The sequence below is a fragment of the Martinezella miluonensis genome (genome assembly GCF_900094545.1).
Lineage (GTDB): Bacteria > Pseudomonadota > Alphaproteobacteria > Rhizobiales > Rhizobiaceae > Rhizobium > Rhizobium miluonense.
Window position 1 is genome coordinate 119,138 of record NZ_FMAH01000007.1, and the last position, 24,389, is coordinate 143,526.

Here is a 24,389-nt window from a genome sequence, read left to right on the forward strand (position 1 = left end):
TCGCAAGATTGGCGGCACCGAGAGCCGAATTGCAAACCCACCCGGCCTCGCTCCAGCTTAAGACTGAGACCGGCTCGTGCAGTCTCATTGCGATAGTCGCACTGAAGTGATCCAGGCGCACACGCCGAGCGGATGCAAGAATGCGGTCCACCCAAAGCCACGACAAAGCTGGCTCAGCGCGAGGCCGGCAAGCGCCTAGGCCAGCGATGCTGGTTCCATATCCGGGCTAGCGGACAGGACTGCTTCCTTTAGGGCGCGCGAATAGGGATGCTGCGGATTGTCAAGCACAGCGCGCGCACCGCCTTGCTCGACGATCTCACCCTTTTTCATGATGATGATGCGGTCACTGATGTAGTAGGCGGTCGCTAGATCATGGGTGATGTAGATGATCGAGAGCCCAAGTTCTTTCTTCAGCTGGCCGAAGAGGTTGACGATCGCCATTCTGAGGGAGGCGTCGACCATGGAAACGGGCTCGTCGGCTACCAGCAAGCGTGGTTGCGGTATGAGCGCACGCGCAATAGCCGTGCGTTGCAGCTGGCCGCCCGATAGTTCATGCGGAAACCGGCCCTTTACCTCGGCAAGCGTCAGGCCGATATGGGCAAGCGCATTGTCCGCCATACGCTCGACTTCCGTACGGCTCGGCCGATTGCCATCGGGCGCGAAATTCCTCGCCGTTTCGAATAGATATCGATCGACCCTCTTGAGCGGATTGAAAGCCTCGAAGGGGTTCTGAAGGACGGGCTGAACCTCGCGCATGAAGGCGCGCCGGTCGGACCTCCCATGAATGGCAACGGGCATACCGCGAAAATTGAGTGCACCCGATGTCGGCGCCGTTTGACCGAGGATCATCGACGCAATGGTGGATTTGCCGGAACCGGATTCGCCGACGATAGACAGGATTTCCGGCTCTTCTCCCAAGGTCAGGCTGACATCGCGCACAGCGGTTATCTGGCGGCGGCTGAGCATACCGCCCTGCCGATAAATTTTGCTGACATGCGAGAGTGAAAGAAGATCGCTCAAACCCGTCCTCCCGTCACTGCGAAGCAGGCAACGCGACGATCAGGTTCGATGGCTACCATCGGCGGCGCTTCGCGACTGCAGATATCCATGCGCTTGGGACAACGTGGATGAAAGCGGCATCCCTCCGGCGGCATGGCGAGATTGGGCGGTCTGCCCTCCAGCGAGGGCCGCGTGGAGGCATCGCCGATCCGTGGCAGGCTTGCGACCAGATGCTGGGTATAGGGATGAAGCGGCAGTTGAAAAAGCTTGCGCGTCGGCGCTTCCTCGACCAGCCGCCCGGCATAAACGATGCCGATACGGTCGGAGACGGCGGCGTGAACGCCCATGTCGTGGGTGACGAACAGGAAGGATGAGCCCATCTCGTGCTGTATCTCGCGGATCATCGACAGCACGTCGCGCTGGACGATGACATCAAGCGCCGTCGTCGGTTCATCGGCGATGATGAACTCCGGCGTCAGAATGGTCGCGAGCGCGATGGTCATGCGTTGACGCATGCCTCCGGACAACTCGTGCGGATAGGCATCGAGAAGATGCGCGTCGAGTTTCAATCGCTGGAGATGGGTGCCCACACGGTCGAAGAAGGTGCTGCGATCGACCTTCATGTGGCGGAAAGCAAAATCCGTGAATGAATGCCGGATGCGCCGCACGGGATTGAGCACGTTCATCGATCCCTGCATGACATAGGACAAATGCCGCCAGCGAAGCGATGCCCGCTCCTGCGGCGTCATCGCGCAGATATCCTGCGTTCCGCCATTGAAGTGAAATTTGACAGCGCCGGAGACGACGCGAAGCGGCGGTCGGATGGCACCCGCGATCGTCTTGATCAGCGTCGTCTTGCCGCTGCTCGATTCACCGGCAACACCGTAGATCTCACCGCGACCGATCGACAGGCTGACATCATCCACCGCGCGCACCTCGCGATCGACGCCATAGAGGAAGGCTCGATAATAGGCCTTGAGGTTGCTGACCTCGACGACAGCCTCCATACCTAGCCTCCCATCCGGTTCAAACGACTGCGCGGGTCGTTGTATTCATTCATCGACATCGACAGCAGGAAGAGCGCCATGAACAGAACGACGATGGCAGCCACGGGTGCTCCGACCCACCACCAGTTTCCGGCGATCAATGCCGAATGGGCATTGGCCCAATAGATCATCATGCCCATGGTCGGCGTCTCGATATCGGTAAAGCCGAGCACCGAAAGCGTGATCTCCATGCCGATCGACCAGATCATATTGTTCATCGTTGTGGCGAAGACGATCGGCAGTACATAGGGCAGATGCTCCTCGACGAGGATCTTACGCATGCTCATGCCGGAATAGATGCTCTGCGTGGTGAAAGGCCGCGTCTTGAGGCTGATCGCCACCGAGCGGATCAAGCGCGCGTCATAGGACCAGCCCAGCGACGCCATGACGACGATAAGCACCGTCCAGGTCATTTCGTCCTTGAGTACGAAGTAGAACAGGATCAGCAGCGGAAACTGCGGAATGACCATGATGCTGTCATTGATCGCCATCAGCACGCGATCGAGGGCGCCGCCGGCATAGCCAGCCACCAGTCCCACGACAAGCGAGATAATGCGGGACAGGAAGGCGACACCGATGCCGAAATAGAGGGTGTTGCGGAGCGCTACCGCGAGTTGCCAGAAAACATCCTGGCCACGCGATGTCGTGCCAAGCCAGTATTGCCCATCCGGCGGCATGTCCGGCGGCAGCAGATAAAGATCGGAAGGGCCGTAGGGTGAGAAATAGGACAGGATCACCATTCCGACGATAACGGCAAACAAAAGCAAACCGCAAAGGAATTCGGCATTCTGGCGAGCGAGGTCGCGAACGATCGTCAGCATGGCCTACTCCACCTTGATGCGCGGGTCGATCAGCGGACCCAATATGTCGACGATGAAGACTGCCGCGGCGACGCCGGCGATCGATAGCGCACTCAGCCCCAGGACAAGGCTGTAATCGCCGGCATGGACGGCCGAAATCAGAAGATTGCCGATGCCGGGATAGCCGAAGACGATCTCCGTGATGACGGTGCCGTTGAAAACAGCGCCGAGCGACATGGCAAGGCCGGTAAACTGCGGCACCATGGCATTGCGTGCGATATAAGACCTTAAAATCCTGCGCTTCGGCACGCCGCCAAGCTCGGCAAAAACAACGTAGTCCTCGGTGATGATATTGGAGACGAGCGCACGCATGCCGATGAGCCAGCTGCCGGTCCCGACGAGGATCAAGGATAGCGCCGGTAGGATGGAATGTCGGAGAATGTCGAGCACCAGTGTGAAGGACAGCTCCAGACTGGTGTTCATCTCATAGCCGCCGTTGATCGGCAGGATCGGCCAGATGTAGCCGAACAAGATGATCAGCACGAAGGCGAGGATGTAATAGGGTATCGGCTGCATGGCGATGAAAACGAGGCTCACGGCCTTCAGTATCATGCTATTGCGATAGTAGCCGGTGAGCGCGCCGATCATACTTCCGAGCAGGAATGTGATGATGACGGAAACGGTCATCAGGCCGATGGTCCAGGGCAGCGCCCTTGCGATGATGGCGGAAACGGGCGTTGGAAATGCCGAGAGCGACGGCCCGAGATCACCGGTCGCGAGGCGGCCCCAGAAATGCAGATACTGCTGCCAGATGGAGCCCTCGAGACCGTAGAGCTCCCTGAGCGACTGGCGCATCAGTTCGACGGCGCGGGGATCCGATTGGCCCATTTGCTGGATTGCGCCAATGCTTTCCTCGACCGGATCGATCGGTGTCAGATGCGTGATGAAGAAAGTCGCTGATATGCCGAGAAAGACGACGAGCAGAAACTGGCCAAATCGTTTCAACACGAAAACTGGATAGGACGTCATGCCGTCGTTTTCCTTGCTGCCCGCACTTCATCTCTGATCGAAAAGATCGCCGGACCTCTTTTCGTGCCCGGCGACAGGTGCCTGACGCGGCGCGTTCGCCGCGTCAGGGTCGGGAGAGCTAAGGTTGCGCCGGCTTGAGCTTCACCATCATCAACCGGGAGTTCGCCCAATTGGGAACCGGGTCGGTATAGGGGTCAGCTATGGTCGGATAACCCTTCCAGTAGGTCGTGTCCATCGAGGTGAACACGTTGTAGGACATCAGCGGAATGGTCGGCATCTGCTGCGCAACGAGCTTCAGATAGTCCTTGCCGAGTTCGATACCCTTCGGATCATCGGCGCTGATGCGACGGATGTTTTCGATGATCTTGTCGAGTTCGGGATTGGACCAGCGCTGCCAGTTGCGCGGCGCCTGGTTTTCACCCTTCTTCGCGACGAACTCGGAGTGCCAGCTGTCGAGGAAGAACGATAGATCCGGATCGCCGCCCCAGGTCTCGACGCTCCAGGCGATGGCAACCTGATAGCTGCCGGGCTGTAGCCCCACTTGCCAGAGATTTGTCGTGGGTGCCGCCTTGGAGTCGATCCCGAAAGCTGCCCATTGCTGGGCAATCAGCGTTCCGGCGCGGGTGAAGACCGAGCGAGTATCACCCTCGACCGTCAGGCGGATCTTGAAGGGCTGACCGTCGGGTGTCATCCATTTGCCATCGATCTTCTTGAAGCCGGCCTTCTGCAGAAGTTCGGCGGCGGCCTGCGGATCGGGCTTCCACCAGCCATAGCCGAAGGCATTGCCGATCGCGGCCGGATCGGTCGGGATCTGATCTTTGTACTTCGGCTGCTTGCGCAGGATATCGGCGATCTGCTGGCCGATCGTCGGATCGTATGGCTTGATCTTGCGCTTGCCGGTGTCGATCTCGAAATTCTTCAACCAATCCTGCAGCGGAGCCTGATAATCCGTCATGGCGATCGCCGTTGGCGGAACGCCGAGCGCGGAAAGCGTCGCTGTGCCGCGATAACTTGCCATGTCGACGGCCTTGATGTCGATCAGCAGCGCCAGTGCCCAGCGTACGTCCGGATTCTGGAATACGGGATCCTGGGTGTTAAAGATCACCGCTGGCAGGGTCGGGTCTGGATGCGCGAAGGGGAAGCCGGGGAACCAGCTTTCGGCCGTTTTCGATTTCTCCTTCAGCGTGAACATGCCTTCGGGCGTGTTGTCGTGAATGATATCCAGATTGTGTTCGAGCTGTGCGATGGTACGCTTGTCCGGCGGGCCTGGATCGACATAGGAGACATATTTCGGAGCCGGCTCGCCAAAGCGCGCGAGCGAGGTGCGCTGCCAGTCGTCACGTTTCTCCCAGGTATACCATTTGCCCTGCGGATCATAGGCCTTCAGCTTGTAAGCGCCGAGCGAGACGGGATTGGCATTGTCATAACGTACGGGATCGGCGACCTTCTCGAAGACATGCTTCGGCATGATCCAGGCGCCGTTCCAGCGAACCGTGAAGATAGCGTGAAAGCGCGAATTCGGCTTTTTCAGCTTGAAGACAACGGTATAGGGATCCGTCGCCTCGACGCTGGCGACCTGGACCGAAAAGGCGGCACTCCAGACCATGCCGGGATGATCCATCTGCGTCTTGACCGTATAGACCACGTCGTCAGCGGTAAATTCGACGCCGTCGCTCCAGTAAAGACCCTTGCGCAGTTTCACCGTCATCTGGGTGAAATCATCATTATATTGCGGCTTGTCGGCAGCCAGCGAATTGTCCCAGGCTGCGCCACCCAGACCCTTCTCCGGATCGATGTACCAGAGCGTATCCATGGTCAATTGCTGGAGGCCGGTCGAAACGCCGCCGCCGCCATTGACCCAGATATTGAACCAGCCCGGATTCTTGATCGTTCCTTCCGGATTCTCGACGATCAAGGTCTCCTTGCGAGGCAAGGACGTATAATCCTGAGCCTTGGCCGCCGCGACGAGGCCGAACGTGGCCAGCGCGACACCGAAGGCAAGCTTCTTCCACTGCTGCATGAACTCCTCCCACTTTTATCGATTACGCGGCGCGCCCGGACAAAACGGAGCAGACCACGACTTTCACCCTCTTTCCCGACTGGCAGCAAACCTTGTGCGGCGGTTCGGGTTCGCAAAAGATCGGCGGTCGCCTCCTCGCGACCGTTCGACCATTTTCAGTGCCGGGGCGCATCGGCCCCGGCGGCAAGGCGTCACACCGCCAGCCGGATCACCGTGTAAGACAGCGGCTTCAACGTCGCACGCAGCCGGCCATCCTCGACTTTGGCATCGCCGGTATTGGTCGGGACGACGGCGTTCGGTCGCGTTGCAGTGTTGACCGCCTGCAGATCGCTGTGGACCATCTCATGCTGTTCGACGACACGGGCGCCGGTGAAGCCTTCGAGACGGGTGTCGAGATCAAGAGCGCTGTCCGGATGGCGGTTGACGGCAAACAGCGTGACCATTTTGCCCAGTTCGTCATGGACGGCTGACACATCGAGATAGGGCACATCGTCGGCTTCGTCGCTGTCATAGGTCGGACCGTCGGTGATGAGACACAGCGCGTAGCCACGACCATATTTCGAGGCGAAATAGAGCGGATAGTAGATGGTCTGCCGCCATGCCGGGCCGCCATCTTCCGTCATGATCGGCGCGATCACGTTGACCAGCTGGGCTATGCAGGCAATGCGCACACGATCGGAGCGGCGAATGAAGGTGTTGAGAATACCTCCGACCTGCAGCACGTCTTCGAAATTATAGACATCCTCGAGCAGATGCGGCGCATCCGGCCATTCGTCGCGGGCAAGGATCTCCTTGTCCTGCTGATTGGAGTGGTACCAGACATTCCACTCGTCAAAGGAAATGCCGATCGTCTTCTTCGACCGCTTCTTCGCTTTGATATAGTCGATTACGCCGCCGATGGTAACGATGTAGCGGTCAAGCTTCTCGGCCTTTGCCAGATAGTTCAGCGTATTCCTTTCGCGATTGGCGAAATACATGTGCAGCGAGATATGATCGGCGCTGTCATAGCACTGCTCCAGAACCTGCGCTTCCCAATCCGGATAGGTCTTCATGTCGGAATTGGATGAGCCGCAGACGACCAGTTCGAGCGATTTGTCGAAGCCGCGCATGGCCTTGGCGGTCTCGTCGGCTAGGCGTCCGTATTCGTAGGCAGACTTGTGCCCAACCTGCCAGGGGCCGTCCATTTCATTGCCGAGGCACCAGAGCTTCACCCCATGCGGATCGGCCCAGCCATGCTTGCGCCGGAGATCCGACCAATAGGTGCCGCCCGGATGATTGCAATATTCGAGGAAGTTTCTCGCCGCATCCAGCCCACGCGAGCCGAGGTTGACGGCAAGCATCGGCTTGGTCTTGGCTTTTTTACACCAATCGACGAATTCGTTGACGCCGATCTGGTTGCTCTCACGCGTCCGCCAGGCAAGGTCCAGGCGCACCGGACGCTCGGAGCGGGGGCCCACCCCGTCTTCCCAATTATAGGCGGAAACGAAATTGCCGCCGGGATAGCGGGTATAGGGCGCGTTGAGCTCGCGCACCAACTCGATCACATCCTTACGGAAGCCATGCTCGTCGGCAGTCGGGTGACCGGGCTCGTAGATGCCGCCGTAGATCGCCCTGCCCAGATGTTCCAAAAAAGCGCTGTAAAGCCGATCGTCAATGTCGGCAATTCGGAAATCACGATGGACGATCACATGCGCCTTCACGGCCTTCCTCCCATATGTATCAGATATTTCGTTCTTATACCTTGATCTTGATACACTTTTAGAAGGTCGTCAACGCGTACCAAAGGGAAAATACCGCGAGATTCATGATAAAGACAGCCGAAATCGGGAAAATAGCCTATAAAAACAAATGATTATAAAAAATATGACTTATCGGAAATTTATGCGGGTTATTGGCTATATATCACAATATATGATATAGATTTACGCCAAGTCGATGCGCATCAGGATGTCGCGGCCGTAGTTGCCGAAGCCGCGACCGAAAATATTGATGCCGCCAGTGTTGCGTGCATCGTCGGCAATCCCGACCCGCAAGCGGATCGAGGAATGCTGGCTGATGGCGAGATCATCGATCGTCACATCGGAAGCGGCAACGCCGTCGATAAAAGTGCCTTTTTTCGAGATTCGCCAGGTCTTCAGCTTACCGTACTGGGAGCCTTCCAGCTTCCACCAGCTTGGCGTGAAGGCTCCGCGCTTGTCGCCGTAATCGCCGGGGGACGTCCATGTCCCGACGGCGACACCGTTGATCCAGACGGTAATGTCCGACGGCCAATCCGGATTGGTGCCCGGCACCTCGGACGAAAGCTCCATCGAGAATTCGATGGCGTTGACATTCCTATTCAAGATCTTGGCATTGTTCGGGAATTTATATTCGACATGGCCGCGGCCGAACCATAGGAGGCCGGCCTGCATGCGCTGCGGGTCAAGGAAATAGTCGGGAACATCGAGCAGACCGATCACGCCGTCGGTTGAACACAGCCCGCATGGCGCGTGCGTCTCGCAGCTCGTATAGAGGCCGATCGGCATGGCGACTTCGATCACGTCTTCATCGTGCTTGAAGGCCTGATCCTCGAAACTGAGCAGGATTTCGTCGTAAAGCGCGGTGCAGATCTTCTGGTAGCCCTTGCGCGCTTTCGCAGCCTTGGTCTCGACAAGACCGGCTTCCTCAAGGATCATGATCGCCGTTGCGACTGTGGATTGCGGCAAATCCAGTTCCCGGGCGATCTCGTTGACATTCATCGAGCCCTTGGCGCAGAGCAGCTTCAGCATATCGACGCGCGCCGGCGCCGAAAGAGCCCTAAAAACGGCAGCATTCTCACCCGCATAAATTGTCAGAAAGCCGCGCTTCATTGAATCCCAGACACCTCATCAATAGGTTTCATTTATATCAAGATTTTTGATTTTACAAGAGATGCCGTGGGGCCGGCTTATCTGGCACCCCAATCCAATGTCATAGGGCGTGGAACAGTCATGCAAACAGATACAATCTTGACACTCACGGCCACCTTGGACGAACCATGTCAAGGCATCGTATCTGCAGTAAAGCGCCGGAGCCGAGCGTCCCGCTTGAAGCTCGCATGAATGCCGATGATCTACCCGGCGCTGGAACGGGATAGCCTCAATTCGAGGATATAAAATGAAGCGTTCCCTGACATCACGGCGCACGCCGACGCTGCTCGCCCCTGTGCCGCACGCATCGCTCGTTGAATAGATACCATCCACCGATAAGCGAGCCGCCCGGCTAGGCAATCAGGCGCTCGCCCTCGGTGCTGAAGAAAAGACGGTTTCTGGAGGAGTGATCCAGGTTGATCGAACTTCCCGGCTCGACATCGGGCCCGGCCCTCTGCTCCACCACCAGGTTTTGGCCGTCGTCCAGCGCACAATAGATATATCTGGTGCCGCCAAGATACTCGGAAAACTCTACCTTCGCCGGTATCGACAGGTCATGCGGTTCGCCGAGCACAATATGCTCGGGCCGGATGCCCACAACGAAATCGGCGCCAACGGACGGCATTGCTGGCACTTCCTGCGCCTCGAATATCTTGCCCGCGATCTGGAAACGCCCAGCTCCCTCACTGGTCGCCTTGAGGAAATTCATCCGCGGAGAGCCGATGAAACCGGCAACAAACATGTTGGAAGGGTTTTCATAGACCTCTCTCGGCGTGCCGAACTGTTCGATACGTCCGCTGCGCAGCACAACGATCTTATCGGCAAGCGTCATCGCCTCGGTCTGGTCGTGCGTGACATAGATCATCGTGTTGCCGAGTTCCCTGTGCAGCCGCGCAATCTCGATGCGCATCGACACGCGCAACTCGGCATCGAGATTCGACAAAGGCTCGTCGAAAAGGAAGACGTCGGGCTTGCGCACGATGGCACGGCCGATGGCGACGCGCTGACGCTGGCCGCCGCTGAGCTGACCCGGACGACGCTCGAAGAGATGGTCAATCTTGAGGATGGACGCGGCCTGATCCACCCTGCGGCTGATCTCGGCTGCGTCCGTGCGGGCCATCCTCAGCCCGAATGCGAGGTTCTCCCGCACCGACATGTGCGGGTAGAGTGCATAGGACTGGAAAACCATCGCGATGCCTCGATCGGACGGATCGAGGTCGGTGACATCCCGCCCCTTGATGCTGATCTCGCCTTCGGTCACCTCCTCGAGCCCGGCGATCATCCGCAGAAGCGTCGACTTCCCACATCCAGAAGGGCCGACAAACACGACGAAGTCCCCCTCATTGATGTCAAGATCGATGCCGTGCACCACCGCGAGACTTCCGTAGGACTTCTGGACGGCCTTTAGGGACACGCTTGCTCTATCCATGGAATTCATCCCGATCACTTTTCGGACTGGAGCCACACCAGCATGGCGCCCGGATCACGATTGTCCCAGAGATGATAGGGCACGAGTGTCATCGTTGCCGCCACCTGCTCGGGAGGACGGGTACGGTAGAGCGATCCGTTCCAGCCGTTGGTGTCCTCCTTCGACACGTCCAGCTCGACGGCAACGGCGCCGTTCAGCCTCTCGATTTCCTTGATCCGATAGCCCTTCAGATCCTGCGGAACCACGAAAGCGTTGAGATCACCACCATTATCCGTCTCCTCGACGCAGTAGATCAGCGGGCCGCGGGCGAGCGCGACGCGGCCGACGTCGTGGCGAACCTTCGGAGAAGCGTATTGCGGACGCAGTTCGAGCGGGAGTTTAAGCTCGATGACATCGCCCGTGTTCCAGGCTCGTTCGAGACGCGCATATCCGTCAACGACCGACGAACTGAGGTCGACCGGGCTTCCGTTGATCTGTAAGGCCGCACCGTCAGCCCATTCCGGTATGCGCAAAGCGATTGCGAACGTCGACGGCACCGTCGTCTCCACCTCGATGCGGATATCGCCGTTCCATGGATAGTTGGTGCGCTGGGCGAGCTTTACTCCTGCGCCAGCCATTTCCGCCTTCACGCTGCTTTCGCCGTAGAGATGCACGGCGATCTCGTTGTCCGCCACCGCATACATGTACGAACCGATCGAAGCGACGAGCCGTGCGACATTCGGGGGGCAGCACGGGCAACGATGCCAGACCCAGCGATGGTGCTTGCCCGTGCTCTCCAGCGGATTGTCGTAGAAAAAGGTCTTGCCATCAATGGAAAGCCCCGTAAGCGCGCCGTTATAGAGCGCTTGCTCCATGATGTCGGCGTAGCGGCGATTGGGGCCGCGGCCGAGCATGCGGCTTGCCCAAAAGACGAGACCGACGGAGGCACAGGTCTCGGCGTAAGCCGTGTCGTTCGGCAGGTCGTAATAGTCAGTGAAGCCTTCGTTGCTAGCGGCGGGACCGATGCCGCCCGTGACATACATCTGCTTGACGGTAAGGTCATCCCAGAGCGTCTCCAGCGTGCTTGTCAGCGTATCATCCTGATACTCGGTCGCGATGTCGGCCATGCCGGAGTACTGATACATGGCGCGTACCGCGTGACCGACGACCTTGCCCTGCTCGCGCACGGGAAGATGGGCTTGGCTGTACTCATACGTCTTGTGTACGTAATTCTTTGGATCGCGCCCCCCGCGAAGAGCTTCGGCAGTGAAGAAATGAGGCTGGCTGCCACGCTCGTCGATAAAGAATTTGGAGAGATCGAGATACTTCTGTTCTCCTGTGACGCGCGCCAGCTTGACGAGCGCCAGTTCTACTTCCTGATGGCCGCAATAGCCGGGGATCTGCCCCTCGCCGTGACCAAAAACCTTGATCAAATGGTCGGCGTATCGGCACATGATATCAAGCAATTTGCGCTTGCCCGTCGCCTGATAATAGGCCACGGCGGCTTCCATCAGATGTCCTGCGCAATAGAGCTCGTGATGGTCGCGAAGGTTCGTCCAACGCTTGCCGGGCTGCACGCGCTGGAACCAGGCGTTCACATAGCCGTCTTCCTGCTGCAGCTTTTCATACATCTCGATGATGGCGTCGGCACGCGCCTCGAGTTCCGGGTTCGGCTTTCGATACAGGGAGTAGGCGATGGTTTCGATCGACTTGCCAAGGTCGGAATCCCAGAACATCTGGGTCGAGCCCGTCCACTTTTCATCGATCGGGATCACGATGCCCGGGCTCGGCCGATCGACGTCGATCGCCTGGATCATCCCGGCCTTTTCGCAGCGGTCGAGCAGAATTGCCGCAGTGGAGTCACAGACTGCGTCCTGCCACTTCCCCCAAAATCCGTCGAGCGTGACGTCGGGAACCGCAACGGGGCGGAATTGGCTTTTGTTTTTGGCTGTCATTTTGAAACTCTCCTTTGAATTACTTGACCGCGCCGGCCATGAGCCCGCGCATGTAGAAGCGTTGAAGAAGCAGGAAGACGATGAGACATGGGATGACCATGACGACGACACCCGCCTGAACGGCGCCCCAATCGATGGCCCCCATGCGCGAGGCACGGACGGCGGTCATCAAGACGGGAAGCGTGAACTTGTCGTTGCTCGACAGCAGCACAAGTGCCGCGAAAAACTCGTTCCAGGCGTTGAGAAAGGCGAAGATCGCCACTGTCACCACACCCGGCAGGACGAGCGGAAAGAGCACGCGAGCCAGCAGCCGGAGATCGCGCGCTCCATCGATACGGGCGGCCTCCTCGATCTCCTTCGGCACCGCGTCGAACGCATTGCGCATCATGAACACGGAGAAGGGAAGCTGCAGGGTGACATAGACGAGCGTCAGCCCGATCAGGGAGTTGTTCAGCCCAAGCCGTGACAGAATGATAAACAGCGGCGTCAGGATCGACTGGAACGGGATCATCAAAGTGGCGATGATCAGAATGAACAGCGCGTTCTTGAATGGAAACCGGTAGCGAGAAAAGCCGTAGCCCGCCAGGAGACTGATGCCGACGGTCATGATGACCGTGGCGATCGCCACGAACAGCGAGTTGAACATGTGATGCCAGATGCCGGAGCCGAACCCGTTCAAGGTACGGTAGGCATCGACGCTCACGCCGGACAGCGGCCATGGTGGCAGCGGCGGCAGGGCGGTCTCGCTGCGCGGCCGAAACGACGCCATCAGCATAATTGCGAAAGGCGCGAGGAAGAAGAGGACGACGGCTGCCCCGGCAGCGTGGAAGGCCGTGTTCCGGCGCGCATTTCGGCGGCTGCGGATGGTGCGGCGGGCGGTCATGGGCGATCCTCCCCGACCCTCAGCAGCCAGAGCTGCACGATGCTCAGCGCCACCAGGATGACGAGCAGCGCGATCGAAAGCGCCGCGCCATATCCGAGATTGAACGACACGAACGACTGATTGAAGATGTAATAGACGATGGAAATCATGCGGTTTTGCGGACCGCCGCTCGTCATGATGTAGAACTGGTCGAACGCCAGGATCGAGCCGGTCACGGACAGGATAAGCGCAAGAGCCATCGTCCGGCGCATCAAGGGGAGCGTCAGATGGCGAAAGCGCTGCCACGAACTCGCGCCGTCGATGCGCGCAGCCTCGATCAGCTCGGATGGAATTCCCTGAAGACCCGTCAGCAGGATGATCATGGTAAAGCCCGCAACCTTCCAGACCACCATGACGATGATCGTCAGGAACGCGGTATCGAAGGTTGCCAGCAGATTTCGGCGGCCCTGGGTGAGACCCAGCATTTCGAGCACTGGCGAGAAGAGGCCGCTGTCAACATTGGCCAGCCACACCCACAGCAGCGAGGCCGAGGCGAGACCAATGACGACCGGCAGGAAGATAATCGTGCGATAGGCGGACACACCTTTGCGCGGCTTGTCCACGAAAAACGCCAGCGGGAATGCGACGGCGAAGATGGCGATCGTCACGACCAACGTATACTGCGCGGTAAAGCCGAGCGACGTCCAGAACCGCGGATCGCCGAACATGCGGGTATAGTTGTCGAGACCGGTCCATCGTGGCACACCCATCAGCGGCCATCGATGAAGGCTCATCCACGCCGTGAGCAGAAGAGGCATCACGAAGAACACCGTCACCAAGGCGATGGCGGGGGCGATGTAGGCGAGGCCGCGCCAGCCCCCTCTCCTCCGGCGTTTGCGCTTCGGAGAGACGGAGATGATTTGCGTCGTCATCTTTGATCTCGTCGTATTGTCAGGGAATTGAGGACCGGAAGCACGGCGCACCTCCGGCCCGACGCTTATTGAGCGCTGTCGATAATCGACTGCATGCCCGCCTGGCCGCTCTGGAACGCGCCATCGACGTCGTCGCCGAACATTACGGCGTTGATGAAGTTCGACCATGGGCTGTTCGGACTGTTGATCAGGTCGTTGAACTGCAGCGTGTACGGCGTCTTGGCGATCTTGATCGCCTCGGCGGCGACGAGCAGCCTTGGATCCTGGCCTTGCAGCACCTTGTCGGCAATGTCCGTCCGGGTCGGCAGGCTCCCGTTCTTGGCCATGATGGTCTGGCCTTCCTCAGAGTAGACGTATTTGAGGAATTTCTGGATCTGCGTGACATGGGGTGCGCCCTTCGTCACGACGATGTTGTCGCCGCCGGCAAAGGACGACGCCTTGCCGTCAACGCTCGGGATAAGCGTAACGCCGAAGTCGACCTCGGGATGCTGGGTGATCAACGTGCCGATGGCGAATGCGCCAAGGCTCTGCTGACCAACCTTGCCTCCGAGGAACTTCAGAAAGTCCACGCCGTTATCGGTCGCGGCACTGGCAGGCACCACACCGGATTTGATCATCTTGCGATAATCTTCCACGGCTTTGCGCATCTGCGGAGAATCCAATGTCGCAGTCTTCGCATCCGCCGACAGGATATCCGCACCGGCGCCCCATACGAGCGGAGTGAAGGTGAAGATCATACAGCCGCCGCAGCCGCCGCCCGAGAAATAGAAGCCATAATCGTCTTGGCCGAGCTTGCGGATCCTCTCGGCGTTGGAAGCGATCTCCTCCCAGGATTTCGGTGCCTTGTCAGGGTCGAGACCGGCCTGCTTGTAGAGCCCCTTGTTCCAGGCGAACACCGACGTTTCGACCAGCAAGGGCAGCCCATATACTTTCCCCTCGTAGGTCCCCTGCTTGACGTGTGCGGGAGCGAGAGCGTTGAAGTACGGCAGCGACTTCGCGAAATCCGTCAGGTCCTCGAGCTGCCCCGCCGAGGCGAACGAGGGCGTATAGATCAGATCGAGGGCGATCGCGTCGGGCGCCTGTCCGCCAGCCACTGCGGTAGCGTATTTCTGAACCATCTGGTCCGATGGAATTTCGGTGAGTTCGACCTTGTCGGAATTCGCCGCATTGAAGGCGTCGATGACCGCCTTGAAGGCTCCGCCCCCGCTGCCCGATCTGACCCACATCGAAACGGTTTCGGCGGACGCGGCCGACGACAGACATATCGACAGCAACGCCGTTGCTGCAAGCATTCTCTTGAGCATTACATCCTCCATATGAAGGGACGATTTTCGCCCCGCCTCCCGTCAATTTCCCTGATCGCTGCTCCCGCAGGACTGTCGAACGACCAAACTGCATGGAAGCTTGCGCAGACCCGGCGCCACCGGCCGACCCTCGGCAAGATCCAATATCGTCAGGCCGGCGATCCGGCCGAGTTCCTTCAAGTTCATGTCGATTGTCGTCAGGGCCGGCCTGGTCTGGGCCGCGACAATCTCCCAATTGTCGAATCCCACGACTGCAACATCTTCCGGGACGCGAAGGCCCCTTTCCCGCAGGGCATCTACGACCCCACGGGCGATCTGATCGTTGCCACAGAATATGCCGTCCGGACGCTCCCCCTCCGCGTCGAACAAGGCGGCGATCGACTGGTGCCCCCAGGCTTCGGTCCATTCTCCGAAGAGGACTTTCGCATCGGGTCCGACCGTCCTCTGAAACGCGTTTGCTCGCTCCAGCGCCGACGCGAAGCTCTCCGGTCCGGTAATGTGAACCAGCCTGCGGCGGCCAGTAGAACGAAGCCGGGAAATTGCAAGTTGCGCACCTTGCGCGTCATCAGCGGTTAGAATGACGCTCCCCTCCGTCCCCTGACTGTAGGCGTATACGACCGGCACCGGCAGGCCAGCGAGATCGACCGGGAGAGACCTGTCGATCCGCTTGCCTGTCGCGATGATGCCATCCACCTGCTTGTCCAGCATGGCGTCGACATGGATCTTGGCCAGTTTCGGGTCGTCTTCTATAGCGCACAGGAAAACCGATACGCCCTGATCGACCAACGCCTCCGAAATGCCCGACATCAACGGAAGCGTGAAACGGCCATAGGTGTCGTTGGTCAGAAGCCCGACTGTGAAGCTTCTATTGAAGAGCAGGCTCCTCGCAAGCGCATTCGGACGGAAGCCCACGCCTGTTGCTATCGACTTGATCTTGTCACGCGTCTCAGCGGTCATCCGCCCGGTATCGTTCAACGCCTTCGACACCGTCGAGACGCTGACGCCTGCCGCCTTGGCGACGTCGTGGATCGTTACGCGACTGCTCCTGCCCACCAAATCCAGTTCCTCCTCGCACAAGAGAAAAGCCTTTCCCAAATTTATTGTCAATAAGAGAAAACGTTTTCTCAGCCGAACAGAAGTGAGCTTTCACGATCGACATTAAGGAATAGCGGTAGATTCCCGGAGTTGGAAACGGTTTGTCGGGCCCGCGCAGTCCAGCCCACATCATCGACTGGTTTCATGTCGCCATGACGATCCAGCGCAGGCAGCAGATCGCCGATCCCAGCGCACGATCCTGGTCTTGTTTCCTGGTGAAGTTTCCGTTCGAAGCGAGACGATACCGGTGAAGCGAATATCGCGCCTTGCGGAACTGGCACGCCGACTTCAGACGGAGCTGGTCGGCGCACGAGTGACTTTCTCTCCGGCAACGCGTCCGGTTCTAGAACGTCTTGATTATGTCCTCGACCCTCGACGTAAATTTGGAGAGCGTTTCGCGCATCTTGGTTTGCGCACCTTCATTCTGGTCGATCTTCTTCTCGATTTCGGAGAGCTTTTCGACATAGCCCTTTTGCTGATCGCTGCCTGTCGGCATCACCTTGAGGTTCTCTCGGGTACGCTCCTGGCTCGCCTGCAGAGCTTCATGTTCCTCGGCCGCGCGGTCCAGCTGGCGTCTCGTCTCGAACTCGTCCTTTTTGGCTTTCGAAAGCTCGCCGAGCTTGTCCTTGATCACAGGATCAAGCGAGGTGGAAGACCATTGCGCGAGGTCGACCGCGTTCAAATCGGCGAGCTGAAACGATTCCCCGCCGGAACGGGTAAGCACCGCCTTGACCTCCCGCGTCTCACCCTTCCCGATTTTGACCTTGAGGCGATAATCGGTGGCGCTCTCGCTCTTAAGGTCGGGCGAGGTGAACTCCCATCCATCGCGCTTGGGGTGTTCGATCAGGATCGTACGCTCGGCATCGGCGGCACCGCGAACCACATAGACCGTTTCCTCGCGCATGATGTTCTTCGTAACGAGAACTCCGTCCACGACCTTGATTTCCACGGTCTTGACGCCGTTATCGGATCTGGTCTCGACGGTAACCTTCTTGTCCAGTGCAAAGCTCGACATTCGGGTGTCGCCGTTCGGCAAGCCGATGAGGCTCGAGTCTCCGATATAGCCGCCCTTGTTGTCGTATACGGTGAGGATGCCGCCGGGCAGGCTCACTCCCGTGGAATTTTCGAGCGAAACTGCCGAGATCGGATGGCTGTCGCCACGGTCCGGGCGATAAAGCGAGACGAGTTCGGCCGACACTTCCTTGTCGACGATCGGAACCGATACCGTGTCACCGTTCCGGATGTCGTAGGTGTCGTCGAGCTTGAACGTGGCCGAGATGTCCCCCTCGGAGGAGGTCGCAGACTGTGCATAGGACATTGCCGGCGATGGGGCGACCGCCGCTGCGACCGGCATGTTCCTTCGTCTGGCAGCACCATCACTCTTCATCGCTTCCATGGCAGCGCCCTCGGGCTCTTCCATTTTGGCGAAGGCGGCTCCGTTTCCGGAATCGGCTTTGGGAATTCCTACATTGTCCACGCTGATTGGCAGCTCGTCGCGGTTTTTCCAATAGCGGTCATGCAGGCGCTGGGTCAGCGTGACGGGGGAGCTTGAGGTGAGGACCAGACTGACGTCCTTCCAGTCCTCGCCGGTTGCATTCTCAAGTACCGCCCATGCCTGCAGCCTGGCCTTCCCCTCGTTTCCGACAACGACACGGTAGGACGTCTTCCAGACGGGTGCCGCGACGACATATGAAAAGTCGACGGCGCGTTTGCCTTTCCCGTCGATCTTGACCGCGATGCTGCGCGTCGTGTCCGTAACGTTATTCCCGACAACACCTATGGCGGATGCAATTTTCGCCCGAACCGCCGGATCATCGAATTTCACCAATGAGGAACTGTCGAGCTCATATCTGGAGATCTGGCCATCATCGTTCATCAGGTTGAGGAGCAAGGCCTCTTCCCCGTTGGCCCTCTTTTCGGTCTCGACACCGAGGATCGTGCCGGCCCCGGTGTTTTTTCCCCCGATCGCGACCCTAGATCCCTTGAGGGACATCAGGAGCTTGGGAAGGGAAGCAAGATCATCCGGCGTAAACGGGAGGTTCTTGAAGGTTTCATCAAGAGGGTTCGGCCCGGCCAGGGACAGATCCTTGACGGTTCCCGTCGGATCGAACACCACGAGCGACTTGAGGATGTCGTTTACCTGATCGAGAGGCACCTCGATTCTAATTTCGCCATTGCCATCAAGCAATGCAGTCCGCCTGATTTCGGCAAGGCCGCCCGAGGATAGGGTGATCGACTTCACCGGGGAGTTTGTACCCTCCTCGGCAAGAGAGGGTACGGGGGAGAGCATGGCAATTGCCGCAGCGGTCGATAGCAGAAATCGTCTGGTCATGTGGTTCCTCTCACAAAGGAAAGGAGGCGTGAGGCCTCCCTTGAATATCGCCCTTGGGTTGATTGTAAACCGGGTTCAGGATTCGGGTCCACTGGCTACCCTGCGCCTTCTTGGACTGATGGACCTTCATCTTTCCTTGCGATCCAAGCCGGAGTGCAAGCCGCCGAGAATTCGTGAAATAGTTGAAAAGCGCCGTCAGCACATCAACGTTGGATCGCGCTGATTGCATTTGAACTGTGAATTCAGCTAATTCGATTTCGAATACAAAGTTCAAAATGGATCGAAACGGCCATAGTCTTACACGCCAATGGCAGGTGCCTGATATGAAAAAACGCTTTTCGTGGGTTCGGGCGGCATCCTTTACCGCCTTGGGATTGCTTGGAACGAGTACTTGTGTTCGAGCCGGATCCGAAAACGCGTGGCTGGAGGATCCCGCGAGCCACTGCAGATTCGTTGCCCCAGCCTCCCTGACAGCCGGGCCAACTTTCTGGATAGGAGCTTGCCCGGATGGCAAGGCCTCCGGAACCGGCATGCTGCGCCGCCGGGACGGTGATCGCGTCGGTGCGGCCTTCTTTGGGAAAATGAAGGGTGGAGTCCCCCATATAGGCGTTGTTGACCTCGTGGACGGATACCGGGCCGGCAATTTCGATCGCGGTGACATTGGCGCCCAAGCGGAATCGAACCCGCAAGTTCGGATCGATGCTTTTCGAGCGGCTATCGAAGCCGCTCGGCTCGTAAGTTTAAAATACAAGGCGGAGCACAAGGACACATCCGCACAATTCTACGAGACGCTCGCCAAGACGTTTGAAGCTCAGATCGAGTGAGCGGCCACCGCTTTGCTGGATGTGCCGTGTCCGCGATCACGTGCCCAGCCAGTGATATTCGGCAATCGACGCGCGGCCTGTCTTCTTGTCGTAAAGACAAATCAGGCTGACGTTCTTCTTCGCCGCACCTTTGCCAAGACGGCCGCGCAGCAGCACGGCAATCTTGCCGGTCGCGTCATCGAAGACCACAGGCGCCGATGCTTCAGGCGTATCGATGCCGGATTGGCCGATACATGTGCCATTCACCTTCGCGAACAGCGCATTCCATGCGGCATTGCTCGATGCAGACGCATACTGGCAGGCGGTCAAAGCAATCGCTGCGGTGATGGTGATTTTCTTTAGCATCCTGTAATTCCTAAAGATTTTGCGAGAATCATTGTCAGTTCTGTCCGTGGGCCGAAGTATGATAATAGTGCAGCGCGCGACAGATGGCATCCCTCGTTTGGCTGGTCACATCGGCGAGCGCCGCGTCGCAACGACCAGGCATCGATACGGGAAATTGAAGGCCTCCATTGAAATCCGTTGGAATTACAGAATGGGTCAGCGCCGTGACCTCCCCCCTCTCCCTCTCATGGAATTGGGGAGGATCGTGCGCTTACCCGCGCGAGCAATAGTCATCTGCTGGAACTGATTGAGCTCGGACTTGATCTTACACGGCGCCGGCAATCAGGCGCCGAACCCCTGCCGCAATAGCCTGAGGATGATCTTCCTGCAGATAGTGGGCACCGGCTCCGAGCGAAACGACCTCGCAGTTATGGAGCGTGGGCGCGAAATGTCTGGCAAATTCGGGAGATACCAGGGCCCCGGGCTCTCCTACAAACAGCACTTTCGGATAGGTGCTTTCTCGCAGCGCGGCATGGGCATTTTCGAGAAGCGCCCACACATCGTCAGGTTGGCCGGCTATCGGCATTTCATTTGGAAAACGCCATACCGGACGGCGCGTTTCCGGCGTAGGGAACGGCGCTCGATACGCGGACATTTCCTCCCCCGTGAGCTGGCGCTTGATCGAGCCGGGAAGGACCCGTTCCACGAAGACATGGTCTTCCATAATGAGTTTCTCGCCGATTCCAGGCGTGCGAAATTTCTGAAACAGTTCTCGTGCCGCCGGAACCTGATGGAACTCGTTCCAGCTTTCTATCGGCCGGATGAACTCCATGAACGCGAGGCCACGCACGAACTCGGGCCGGCGTGCCGCACGCTCGAACGCGAATGCGGTGCCCCAATCCTGAGCGACGATAAAAGCCGATGGAATCTCCAGAGCATCGATGAACGCATCGAGGTAGCGAATATGATCCACGATGCGATAGTCGATGTCCGGCTTGCCCGATTGCCCAAAGCCGATGAGATCGGGCGCGATGCAACGGGCTTCCTGTGAAACATCCGCGATGATGTGCCGCCAGATATAGGATGACGTTGGGTTCCCATGCAGAAAGAGAACGATAGGCGCATTCTTTGGCCCCGCTTCTCGATAGGCCATATGAGAGTTCAGAACCTCGACGCGAGGCAGTTCCAGATGGTGGGTCATTGGAGCTTCCCTTCTTCAATACGGATGTCCGTATTGATTTGATGTGCAGTGGCGACGATGTATCGGCCCATCCGGTGCCTAACAAGAAAGGCCGCAGACGATGGGAAATGGCATTCAACCTTGCAGGAGGGTCTCCTCCTTCGCCTCTTGATTTTTAATACAGACGTACGTATTGTCAAGTCATGCCAAAGCCATCGAACAAAAACGAAATTATAGCCGCCGGGCTGCATGTCATGTTCCGCAAGGGATATCACGGCGCGGGAGTAAGAGATGTCGTTGCCGAAGCGGGCGTGCCCCAAGGCTCCTTCACCAATCACTTCCGCTCCAAGGAAGTCTTCGCCGCAGAAGTCCTCGACCACTATTTTGCGCACACGCGAAAGCTCGTCGGCGACGCGCTCAACGATCGCTCCCTGCGACCTCGCGAACGCTTGTTGCGCTACCTCGACATCATCACGAAACGCCTCGCAAACGACGACTACCTTCGCGGCTGCCTGATCGGCGATTTCAGTATCGAGGTTTCACAGGTTAGCGAACTGCTGCGCGAACGGCTTGCTGAGATCTATAAGGAATGGTGCAAGCCGTTCGAACAATGCGTCGCCGAAGGGCAGCAGGCCGGCGAAATCAGCGCGCAGTTTTCGGCGAGCGATCTCGCGGATTTTCTGCTCACCTCCTGGGAAGGCGCAATTCTGCGAATGAAAGTGGAACGGGGTCCAGAACCGCTCGACCGCTTCAAACGGATCGCATTTGCTACGGTTTTCGCTGCAGAGCGGTTGGACAGGGCCTAAGGCGATCGCAGCCTTGATCGCGCAGCGTCGAGCGTCTGGCATATTGTGCTGCGGGCCTTGGCTATGCGAATGGCGAGTTCGCTTTACCAAAGTCCGGTGCTTGCCAGCCTTTCAGCTGTGTTTCAGCATCCCGTTATATTATTAGTTTGTGCAAATGCTCACGCCCCCAATCGAGCATTTGCACGCGGCGCCCCATAAGGCTCCAGCTCTGCCTCATGCCAGCGAGGCAGAGCCCTTTCTCCATAACCTTCCCGACCAACGAATTGCATGCGCTGCGCCCAGACTAGGCCCGAACGTCGATCGTGCCCATCATGCCGAGCTGCTCGTGTTCGAGGATATGGCAATGGTACATGCGCGGACCGGGCAGATCCTGGCGCAGAAGGAAGCGCACTGTTTCGCCGGCTGGGACGTTCACGGTGTCCTTCCACGCCCGGTAGGCGGGTTTTGTCACCTCGCCGTCTTTCTCATGCTCGACAACCTGGAACTGCGTCCCGTGTACATGGAATGGGTGGTCCATGTCCGCCTGGTTGACGATTTCCCACAGCTCAACCTGCCCCACTTTCGATACTTCGTCGATGCGATCCATATCGAAGCTGGCGCCGTTGATCAGGAACTTCATCCCCATATCGGAAGACATTGACATACTGCCCTGATCCATCCCGCCCATGGATTCCGTCAGCACGAAGCGGCGCGTGATCGTCGGCTCGCCAAGCGGCGCTATGGAGCGCAGCTTGGCGGGCAACGGCGGTACGGAGGGCGCTGTCTCCGTTGAAACATTGGCGGTCAGAAGCGTCATGCCGGCTTCGTTCGGCTTGCCAGGTCCCATCCATCCGTGCTCATAGTCGAGCGCAATCAGCTTCGCTACCCCCGGCTGATCGAAGGACACGATAAGTTCGACCCGCTCGGCCGGCGTCAGCAGCAACTCCTCGACAGCAACCGGGGCCTCGATCAATCCGCCGTCCATTCCAATGACGGTCATGCCGGCGTTTTCGAACTTGAGGCGCAGGAATCGCGCGTTCGTCGCATTGAAGAGCCGCAGACGCCGCTTCTCGCCGCGCGCCGCGGTCATGGCTGGATTCTTCTGGCCGTTGACGAGCACATGGTCGCCAACCCGCCCATTCATCAGATCCACCATCGAGCTATCCGGCATCGTTCCGTCGGCACCGAGCCTCAAGTCCGTGAACATCAGGACCGTGTCGCCATATCCCGCTGGGATCGGGTCTTCCTTTGGCTTTACCAGGAAGATGCCGGCCAAGCCGCGATAGACCTGCCGAGCGGTCAGGCCATGCGGATGGGGGTGGAACCAGTAGGAGGCGGCACTGCCTTCCGGCAGATCGAATGCGTACACCCGCTCACGACCAGAGGCCACCGGGTCGGCCGGATTGCCATCCTGATCGGCCGGAACCGGCATGCCGTGCCAATGGACCGTTGTCGACTCGTTCGGAATCTCGTTCCTGAACGCAATCTCGATCCTGTCGCCCTCGCGTGCTTCGATCACCGGATTGGCGCCGTTATAGGCAAGCACCGGCGTATCGAGCCCCTCGGAGAACCGTACCGTACTCGGACCTGCAGTCAGCTTTGCCTTGAACGTCCCCGCGACACCGGATTGATTCTCCAGGCGCGGCAGATCCCGCAGCGGCAGTCCCTCAGGTAGAACGGGTTTGCCCCCGCCCTGCGGCATGTTGTGATTGCCATGGCCGCCCATCGCGCCCATGTCGTGGCCGCTCATATCATGTTTCATCCGGGCCGCAGTGGGCTTGGCAATTGCGAGGCCTGCGAGGCTTGCCAGAAAAGTCCGCCGATGCATCGATTATCTTCCTCTCGCTGATGACGGACTGCTGGCGACAAGGTTGCTCAGGTCCGTCTCGAATTTCGCGCTTCCGCGGACGCGACCCCGAAGAGCCGGTCCCCGGATGTTACTTGCCGTGTTCGGCGAGCCATTTCCTCATCGCGGCGATCTCACCCTCCTGGGCCCTGATCACCTCTTCGGCCAGTTTGCGGACCGCAGGGTCCTTGCCATATTGCAGTGCCACTTTCGCCATGTCGATCGCACCCTGGTGATGCGGGATCATGCCTCGCATGAAGTCGGCATCGGCATCGCCGCTATAGTCGATCTTCATGCCCTTATGCATGCGGTCGTTGGCTTCGGCGAAAGCCTTGGTGGACGGATTGTCCGCCGCCGACATCCCGTGGCCAGACATGTTCATTCCCGACATATCGTGACCCAACATGGAATCGCTCTTGTTCAACTGGCTCTGCGCAATCGCGAGGCCCGCACTGACGGCGATCGCACCTGCAACGAAGATCGGGGTGAGCTTGTTCATGATCTCGCTCCTGATCAGTTCGCCGCCGCCGGGTAGCCAGCCTCTGCGAGAACCTGCAAAATAGCATTCTGTGTTGCCGTCGTTACGACCTTGACCGCACGCGCATCAGGATTGGCCTCGACCTTGGCGTTCGGATCGACTGACTGGATCGCCTTGGTGACTGACCTGGCGCAGCCACCGCAGGTCATGCCTTCGATTTTGAGTTCCATGAAAAATCTCCTTGTTTTTGATCTGACGCCACTCAAGGTGGGGCTTCCAACG

At 58.6% G+C, this 24,389-nt stretch carries 21 protein-coding genes; 2 read left to right on the forward strand and 19 right to left on the reverse strand.

Annotation, left to right across the window (positions count from 1 at the left end; all coding sequences use genetic code 11):
- Positions 1–195 precede the first annotated feature (195 nt).
- From GA0061102_RS09370 to GA0061102_RS09435, 14 genes are all read right to left on the reverse strand, one after another.
- A complete protein-coding gene (locus tag GA0061102_RS09370) occupies positions 196–1,020 on the reverse strand; it encodes an ABC transporter ATP-binding protein (RefSeq protein ID WP_092846197.1) in 825 nt (274 codons plus the stop codon).
- Entirely contained in the window at positions 1,017–2,006 is a 990-nt protein-coding gene (locus GA0061102_RS09375; protein WP_092846199.1) for an ABC transporter ATP-binding protein, read from the reverse strand. Before GA0061102_RS09375 ends, GA0061102_RS09370 begins: the two co-directional genes overlap by 4 nt.
- Before the next feature lie 2 nt (positions 2,007–2,008).
- On the reverse strand, positions 2,009–2,866 hold the full coding sequence (locus GA0061102_RS09380; protein WP_092846201.1) for an ABC transporter permease: 858 nt from the start codon (positions 2,864–2,866) through the stop codon (positions 2,009–2,011).
- Positions 2,867–2,869: 3 nt separating this feature from the next.
- Positions 2,870–3,874 carry an ABC transporter permease gene (locus GA0061102_RS09385; RefSeq protein WP_092846203.1) on the reverse strand — a complete coding sequence of 335 codons (1,005 nt, stop codon included), beginning with the start codon at positions 3,872–3,874 and terminating at the stop codon, positions 2,870–2,872.
- A gap of 118 nt (positions 3,875–3,992) precedes the next feature.
- Positions 3,993–5,894 (reverse strand): ABC transporter substrate-binding protein, encoded by a 1,902-nt coding sequence (locus GA0061102_RS09390; RefSeq protein ID WP_092846205.1) that lies wholly within the window; start codon positions 5,892–5,894, stop codon positions 3,993–3,995.
- A gap of 191 nt (positions 5,895–6,085) precedes the next feature.
- Complete coding sequence (gene arfA, locus GA0061102_RS09395; RefSeq protein WP_092846207.1) at positions 6,086–7,594, reverse strand: arabinosylfuranosidase ArfA; 1,509 nt, start codon at positions 7,592–7,594, stop codon at positions 6,086–6,088.
- 222 nt (positions 7,595–7,816) lie between these two features.
- On the reverse strand, positions 7,817–8,743 hold the full coding sequence (locus tag GA0061102_RS09400) for an ArsR/SmtB family transcription factor (protein WP_092846209.1): 927 nt from the start codon (positions 8,741–8,743) through the stop codon (positions 7,817–7,819).
- Positions 8,744–9,134: 391 nt separating this feature from the next.
- Positions 9,135–10,211 (reverse strand): ABC transporter ATP-binding protein, encoded by a 1,077-nt coding sequence (locus tag GA0061102_RS09405; RefSeq protein ID WP_167667941.1) that lies wholly within the window; start codon positions 10,209–10,211, stop codon positions 9,135–9,137.
- A 14-nt stretch (positions 10,212–10,225) separates the two neighbouring features.
- Positions 10,226–12,145 carry a glycoside hydrolase family 127 protein gene (locus GA0061102_RS09410; RefSeq protein WP_092846213.1) on the reverse strand — a complete coding sequence of 640 codons (1,920 nt, stop codon included), beginning with the start codon at positions 12,143–12,145 and terminating at the stop codon, positions 10,226–10,228.
- 19 nt (positions 12,146–12,164) lie between these two features.
- Positions 12,165–13,028 carry a carbohydrate ABC transporter permease gene (locus GA0061102_RS09415; RefSeq protein WP_092846215.1) on the reverse strand — a complete coding sequence of 288 codons (864 nt, stop codon included), beginning with the start codon at positions 13,026–13,028 and terminating at the stop codon, positions 12,165–12,167.
- Positions 13,025–13,939 (reverse strand): carbohydrate ABC transporter permease, encoded by a 915-nt coding sequence (locus tag GA0061102_RS09420; RefSeq protein ID WP_092846217.1) that lies wholly within the window; start codon positions 13,937–13,939, stop codon positions 13,025–13,027. The genes GA0061102_RS09415 and GA0061102_RS09420 overlap by 4 nt, the downstream gene beginning before the upstream one ends.
- A gap of 65 nt (positions 13,940–14,004) precedes the next feature.
- Positions 14,005–15,243 (reverse strand): ABC transporter substrate-binding protein, encoded by a 1,239-nt coding sequence (locus GA0061102_RS09425; protein WP_092846219.1) that lies wholly within the window; start codon positions 15,241–15,243, stop codon positions 14,005–14,007.
- Positions 15,244–15,285: 42 nt separating this feature from the next.
- Positions 15,286–16,299, reverse strand: a complete 1,014-nt coding sequence (locus GA0061102_RS09430) for a LacI family DNA-binding transcriptional regulator (RefSeq protein ID WP_425348523.1) — start codon at positions 16,297–16,299, stop codon at positions 15,286–15,288.
- A gap of 382 nt (positions 16,300–16,681) precedes the next feature.
- Positions 16,682–18,670, reverse strand: coding sequence for a DUF4139 domain-containing protein (locus GA0061102_RS09435; protein ID WP_092846221.1), 1,989 nt, complete (start codon positions 18,668–18,670; stop codon positions 16,682–16,684).
- A gap of 323 nt (positions 18,671–18,993) precedes the next feature.
- Between GA0061102_RS09435 and GA0061102_RS09440 the strand changes: the two genes are divergently transcribed.
- On the forward strand, positions 18,994–19,494 hold the full coding sequence (locus GA0061102_RS09440) for a hypothetical protein (protein WP_208858627.1): 501 nt from the start codon (positions 18,994–18,996) through the stop codon (positions 19,492–19,494).
- A gap of 36 nt (positions 19,495–19,530) precedes the next feature.
- Here the strand turns inward: GA0061102_RS09440 and GA0061102_RS09445 are convergent, their stop codons facing one another.
- A complete protein-coding gene (locus GA0061102_RS09445) occupies positions 19,531–19,839 on the reverse strand; it encodes a hypothetical protein (RefSeq protein ID WP_092846223.1) in 309 nt (102 codons plus the stop codon).
- A 304-nt stretch (positions 19,840–20,143) separates the two neighbouring features.
- Positions 20,144–21,019, reverse strand: a complete 876-nt coding sequence (locus GA0061102_RS09450) for a haloalkane dehalogenase (RefSeq protein WP_092846225.1) — start codon at positions 21,017–21,019, stop codon at positions 20,144–20,146.
- A 182-nt stretch (positions 21,020–21,201) separates the two neighbouring features.
- Here GA0061102_RS09450 and GA0061102_RS09455 point away from each other — a divergent pair, with 182 nt between their 5' ends.
- Positions 21,202–21,804: a TetR/AcrR family transcriptional regulator gene (locus GA0061102_RS09455; protein WP_092846227.1), complete on the forward strand. Its 603-nt coding sequence runs from the start codon at positions 21,202–21,204 to the stop codon at positions 21,802–21,804.
- A gap of 283 nt (positions 21,805–22,087) precedes the next feature.
- Here GA0061102_RS09455 and GA0061102_RS09460 read toward each other — a convergent pair whose 3' ends face one another.
- The 3 genes from GA0061102_RS09460 to GA0061102_RS09470 all read right to left on the reverse strand — a co-directional run bounded on the left by GA0061102_RS09460 (position 22,088) and on the right by GA0061102_RS09470 (position 24,337).
- Positions 22,088–23,611 carry a multicopper oxidase family protein gene (locus GA0061102_RS09460; RefSeq protein ID WP_092846229.1) on the reverse strand — a complete coding sequence of 508 codons (1,524 nt, stop codon included), beginning with the start codon at positions 23,609–23,611 and terminating at the stop codon, positions 22,088–22,090.
- A 109-nt stretch (positions 23,612–23,720) separates the two neighbouring features.
- Complete coding sequence (gene copM / locus GA0061102_RS09465) at positions 23,721–24,020, reverse strand: CopM family metallochaperone (RefSeq protein WP_245297958.1); 300 nt, start codon at positions 24,018–24,020, stop codon at positions 23,721–23,723.
- Between the two features lie 122 nt (positions 24,021–24,142).
- Positions 24,143–24,337, reverse strand: coding sequence for a heavy-metal-associated domain-containing protein (locus tag GA0061102_RS09470; RefSeq protein WP_092846233.1), 195 nt, complete (start codon positions 24,335–24,337; stop codon positions 24,143–24,145).
- Positions 24,338–24,389: the final 52 nt, after the last annotated feature.

Excerpts from the sequence above, each read along its gene's own strand:
- GA0061102_RS09420 (WP_092846217.1), bottom strand. The coding sequence starts at position 13,939 with ATGACGACGCAAATCATCTCCGTCTCTCCGAAGCGCAAACGCCGGAGG.
- copM (WP_245297958.1), bottom strand. The coding sequence starts at position 24,020 with ATGTCGGGAATGAACATGTCTGGCCACGGGATGTCGGCGGCGGACAAT.
- GA0061102_RS09400 (WP_092846209.1), bottom strand. The coding sequence starts at position 8,743 with ATGAAGCGCGGCTTTCTGACAATTTATGCGGGTGAGAATGCTGCCGTT.
- GA0061102_RS09440 (WP_208858627.1), top strand. The coding sequence starts at position 18,994 with ATGAAAAAACGCTTTTCGTGGGTTCGGGCGGCATCCTTTACCGCCTTG.
- GA0061102_RS09375 (WP_092846199.1), bottom strand. The coding sequence starts at position 2,006 with ATGGAGGCTGTCGTCGAGGTCAGCAACCTCAAGGCCTATTATCGAGCC.
- GA0061102_RS09385 (WP_092846203.1), bottom strand. The coding sequence starts at position 3,874 with ATGACGTCCTATCCAGTTTTCGTGTTGAAACGATTTGGCCAGTTTCTG.
- GA0061102_RS09470 (WP_092846233.1), bottom strand. The coding sequence starts at position 24,337 with ATGGAACTCAAAATCGAAGGCATGACCTGCGGTGGCTGCGCCAGGTCA.
- GA0061102_RS09390 (WP_092846205.1), bottom strand. The coding sequence starts at position 5,894 with ATGCAGCAGTGGAAGAAGCTTGCCTTCGGTGTCGCGCTGGCCACGTTC.
- GA0061102_RS09445 (WP_092846223.1), bottom strand. The coding sequence starts at position 19,839 with ATGCTAAAGAAAATCACCATCACCGCAGCGATTGCTTTGACCGCCTGC.
- GA0061102_RS09460 (WP_092846229.1), bottom strand. The coding sequence starts at position 23,611 with ATGCATCGGCGGACTTTTCTGGCAAGCCTCGCAGGCCTCGCAATTGCC.
- GA0061102_RS09380 (WP_092846201.1), bottom strand. The coding sequence starts at position 2,866 with ATGCTGACGATCGTTCGCGACCTCGCTCGCCAGAATGCCGAATTCCTT.
- GA0061102_RS09455 (WP_092846227.1), top strand. The coding sequence starts at position 21,202 with ATGCCAAAGCCATCGAACAAAAACGAAATTATAGCCGCCGGGCTGCAT.
- GA0061102_RS09410 (WP_092846213.1), bottom strand. The coding sequence starts at position 12,145 with ATGACAGCCAAAAACAAAAGCCAATTCCGCCCCGTTGCGGTTCCCGAC.
- GA0061102_RS09435 (WP_092846221.1), bottom strand. The coding sequence starts at position 18,670 with ATGACCAGACGATTTCTGCTATCGACCGCTGCGGCAATTGCCATGCTC.
- GA0061102_RS09405 (WP_167667941.1), bottom strand. The coding sequence starts at position 10,211 with ATGGATAGAGCAAGCGTGTCCCTAAAGGCCGTCCAGAAGTCCTACGGA.
- GA0061102_RS09415 (WP_092846215.1), bottom strand. The coding sequence starts at position 13,028 with ATGACCGCCCGCCGCACCATCCGCAGCCGCCGAAATGCGCGCCGGAAC.
- GA0061102_RS09450 (WP_092846225.1), bottom strand. The coding sequence starts at position 21,019 with ATGACCCACCATCTGGAACTGCCTCGCGTCGAGGTTCTGAACTCTCAT.
- GA0061102_RS09425 (WP_092846219.1), bottom strand. The coding sequence starts at position 15,243 with ATGCTCAAGAGAATGCTTGCAGCAACGGCGTTGCTGTCGATATGTCTG.